This is a genomic window from Betaproteobacteria bacterium, from assembly GCA_016791345.1.
In the GTDB taxonomy this organism is placed as follows: domain Bacteria; phylum Pseudomonadota; class Gammaproteobacteria; order Burkholderiales; family JAEUMW01; genus JAEUMW01.
This window is the reverse complement of record JAEUMW010000345.1, coordinates 1-3248: the sequence shown is the minus strand read 5'-3', so window position 1 is coordinate 3248 and position 3248 is coordinate 1. Positions and strand designations below refer to the sequence as shown.

Annotated in this window: 3 protein-coding genes; all 3 read right to left on the bottom strand. The window is 65.1% G+C overall.

Translation table 11 applies throughout. From position 1 onward, the window contains the following. On the bottom strand, positions 1–349 hold a 349-nt coding region (locus JNK68_13605; GenBank protein ID MBL8541389.1), incomplete at its 3' end, for a hypothetical protein. After that, positions 349–2286, bottom strand: coding sequence for a cytochrome b N-terminal domain-containing protein (locus JNK68_13600; GenBank protein MBL8541388.1), 1938 nt, complete (start codon positions 2284–2286; stop codon positions 349–351). The genes JNK68_13600 and JNK68_13605, both read right to left, overlap by 1 nt. A 212-nt stretch (positions 2287–2498) precedes the next feature. Continuing rightward, positions 2499–2945, bottom strand: a complete 447-nt coding sequence (locus JNK68_13595; protein MBL8541387.1) for a tyrosine-type recombinase/integrase — start codon at positions 2943–2945, stop codon at positions 2499–2501. Between the last annotated feature and the right edge of the window lie 303 nt (positions 2946–3248).

Below are 3248 nucleotides of genomic sequence, written 5' to 3'. Positions count from 1 at the left end.
GCACCGTCAGCCGTGAATAGAGGGGGGCGGGGCCGTCCCGGTTGAGACCGGATGGTACGATCACGCGATCCACCCTCAGCTCGCCGTCGATCTCGAGCTGGAAGTGCGTCGGCGCGCGTTCCCGCGGGCAGTCCTCGCGTACGCGCATGTTGGGCGGCAGCTTGGCGAGCTCTTCGTCCGAGCGCTGGCGGCACTCCTGCAAGCGCTGCGCGGCATGGCTGAAGCTCACGCGCACGAGCGCCTCGTCCGGCTGGGTGACCTGGTACCGCGGAGAGGTCGAAAAATAGCCGACCACGAACATCAACGGTACGTACAGCACGAGTTGCGCGGCGATGCGCAGCTTGTCCATCAGCGTCCCCCGCCGAGCTTGACTAGGTCGCCGATGCCGGATTTGATCTGCGGCGCGAGCTTGAAGGCATCGGAGAAGCAGTCGTGCTCGGACATGCCCCGCGACACGAAAGCGGGGTGTGCCGCTTCCACCATGGCGACCGATCCGCAGGCATAGACCTGATGTGCGGAGAGGTCAGGGAAGTCCTGCAGTATCGCCTCGTGGACGAGCCCGGTGCGGCCGCTCCAGTGGTCCTCGGGCGCGGGTTCGGAGAGCACCGGTACGAAGGTGAAGTTCGGATGCTCCTTCGCCCATTGCGCCGCGAGGTCGCCGAGGTAGAGGTCACGCAGGCTGCGCACCCCCCAGTACAGGATCATCTTGCGCTTGAGCTTCGTATGGAAGGCGTGCTCCACCATGCTCTTCACCGGCGCGAAGCCGGTGGCGCCGGCGACGAAGATGATCGGCTTGGTGCTGTCCTCGCGCAGGAAGAAGGCGCCCAGCGGACCTTCGAAGCGGACCTGATCGCCCACCTTCATCTCGCTGAACACGTGCGTCGTGAACCGGCCGCCGGGCATCAGGCGGATCTGCAGCTCGATGAGGTCGTGCACGTGCGGCGCGGTGGCGAACGAGAAGCTGCGCTTCGCGCCGTCGTCGAGCAGGACGTTGATGTACTGGCCGGCGTAGAAGGCGAGCCTTTCGCCCTGCGGCAGCCGCAGGAACACCTGCATCACGTCGTGGGACAGGCGCTTCATCTCTACCACCGTCGCGACGTATGTCTTCGCTGCGATGCCCCCCGGCGCGACGGTCGGCACGTATTCGAGCTCGATATCGGAGAGCGCCGTGGCGCAGCAGAGCAGCGCCTTGCCCGCCTGCTTTTCCTCGGCGGTGAGTACGCTTTCCTGATGCGCTCCGTAGTCGACGGTACCGTAGGTGATCGTCGCCTTGCACACGCCGCAGCCCCCGTTGCGGCATTCATAGGGCAGCGAAATCCCTTCGCGCAGTCCGGCGTCGAGCAGCGTTTCGCCCTCGCGTGCGGTGACGATGCGATGGTCGGGGTGGACCATCACGTGATAGCCCTCCTTCGGGCCGCGCCGGCGCTTGGGCGGCAGCCACGGCAGCAGTGCGACGAGCAGGGTCAAGCCGCCGACGAAGGCCCACAGCTCGCCGGGTGACCAGCGATACAGCAGCGGATAGACCGGCAGGTAGAACCAGTCCATGTCGACCGACGTCACCGCCTTCGACAGATCCGCGGGGCCCTGGCTCACGGCGGGCTTGATCAGCGAAAGCGCGGCCAGCGCTACCACCAGCGTGATCGCGATCGGGCGCGGCGGGCTGGTGCGCGCGTGCGGCACGCGGTGCGTGTGCACCCACAGCAGCACCAGCACACCGAGCGGGATGCCGATGTGCAGGAATGACAGCAGCGAGAAGAGTCGGTCGTTGACGTTCTCGGGGAAGATGAAGTTGCGGATCAGCGTGCCGTTGAAGATCGGCAGCCAGTCGAACCACTCCATGGTCGCCACCACCGCGAACTGCGCGTACTTGTCCCACGGCAGCATGTAGCCGTTGATGCCTGCCGCGTACACCAGCCAGAGCACGACCAGCCCGGTGATCCACGAGAACCAGCGGAACGCGCGATAGTGATCGAAGGTGAAGTGGCGCAGCAGGTGCAGCACCATGGTGAGCACCATGACGTCGGATGCGTATCGGTGCAGGCTGCGCAGGATGCCGCCGAACCACCATTGCGCCGTGAGCCCTTCGACCGACGAGTACGCACCGCTGACGCTGGTCTTGAAGAAGATGTATTCGACCAGGCCCGTGACGACCACGATCCAGAACATGAAGTAACTGATCGGGCCGAGATAGTACAGAGGGTTCAGCCGGTCGCCGAATGCGAGGTTGAAGACCGACTCGACCCTGAGGAAGAACCACTGTCCGGCGCGCTGAATCGCTCTAAGCAATCGGGGATGTCCTCGTTGGCAGACGCGGGCCAAAAGCACCTCGCATTGGCGTCCGATCGCATGCTACAGGCTGCGCACAGGGCCTGAAATTGATATGAATCAACGCGGGCGAAGCGACCGCCGAGCGGCACGCCATGGCTTGCGCGTTCGCCGTCGGACGTGCCGGGGTGCTGCGGGTGGCGCTGCTGCACGCGGGGGCGCAATGCAGTCAGTCAGCGGACGAGGCTGTATCTGGGTAAAGGCGACAACGCCCCCAGATCGAGCGTGCTGCGCACCCCTTTGCCGCCGCGGTTGAGCACGTGCGTGTAGATCCTCGTCGTGCTCACGTCGGAATGGCCGAGCAGCTCCTGCACCGTTCGGATGTCGTAACCGCCGCGCAGCAAATGGGTTGCGAACGAATGCCGCAGCGTGTGGCAGCTCGCAGGTTTGTCGATGCCGACGGCCCGGGCCGCCTTGCGGATCGCGCGCTGGATCGTCTGCGGATCGAGATGGTGGCGGCGAATGACGCCGGTGAGGGGATCGATAGATCGGTTGCCCGACGGGAAGATGTATTGCCAGGCCCATTCGCGTCCGGCGTTCGGATACCTGCGTGCCAGCGCATACGGCAGCGCGACCTCGCCACAGCCCTCGCCGAGGTCGCGTTCGTGATCTCTTGCGATACCTTATCGCACAGCGTTGCAGTCTTTTTCGGGAAGAGTGGTCGACCCTGATGGCGTACACCCTACGCTGAACACACGCAGCGCAGTGACGCGCCACAGGGAGATCAACGATCCTCTTGCGAGGGAGATTTGTCGCAACCTCGCCATCCCCGAACCGATCGATTCTGGGTCCGGAAACGCGGCCCAGCGGCGGCAGCCCGCCAACACTACCCCCCGTGCGATGCCGCCGCACGCTTGTGCTTGCGCCACTCCCAGAGAAGGGTCAGGAGCCCGAACAAGATGATGCCGGCGCCGACGAGCAGC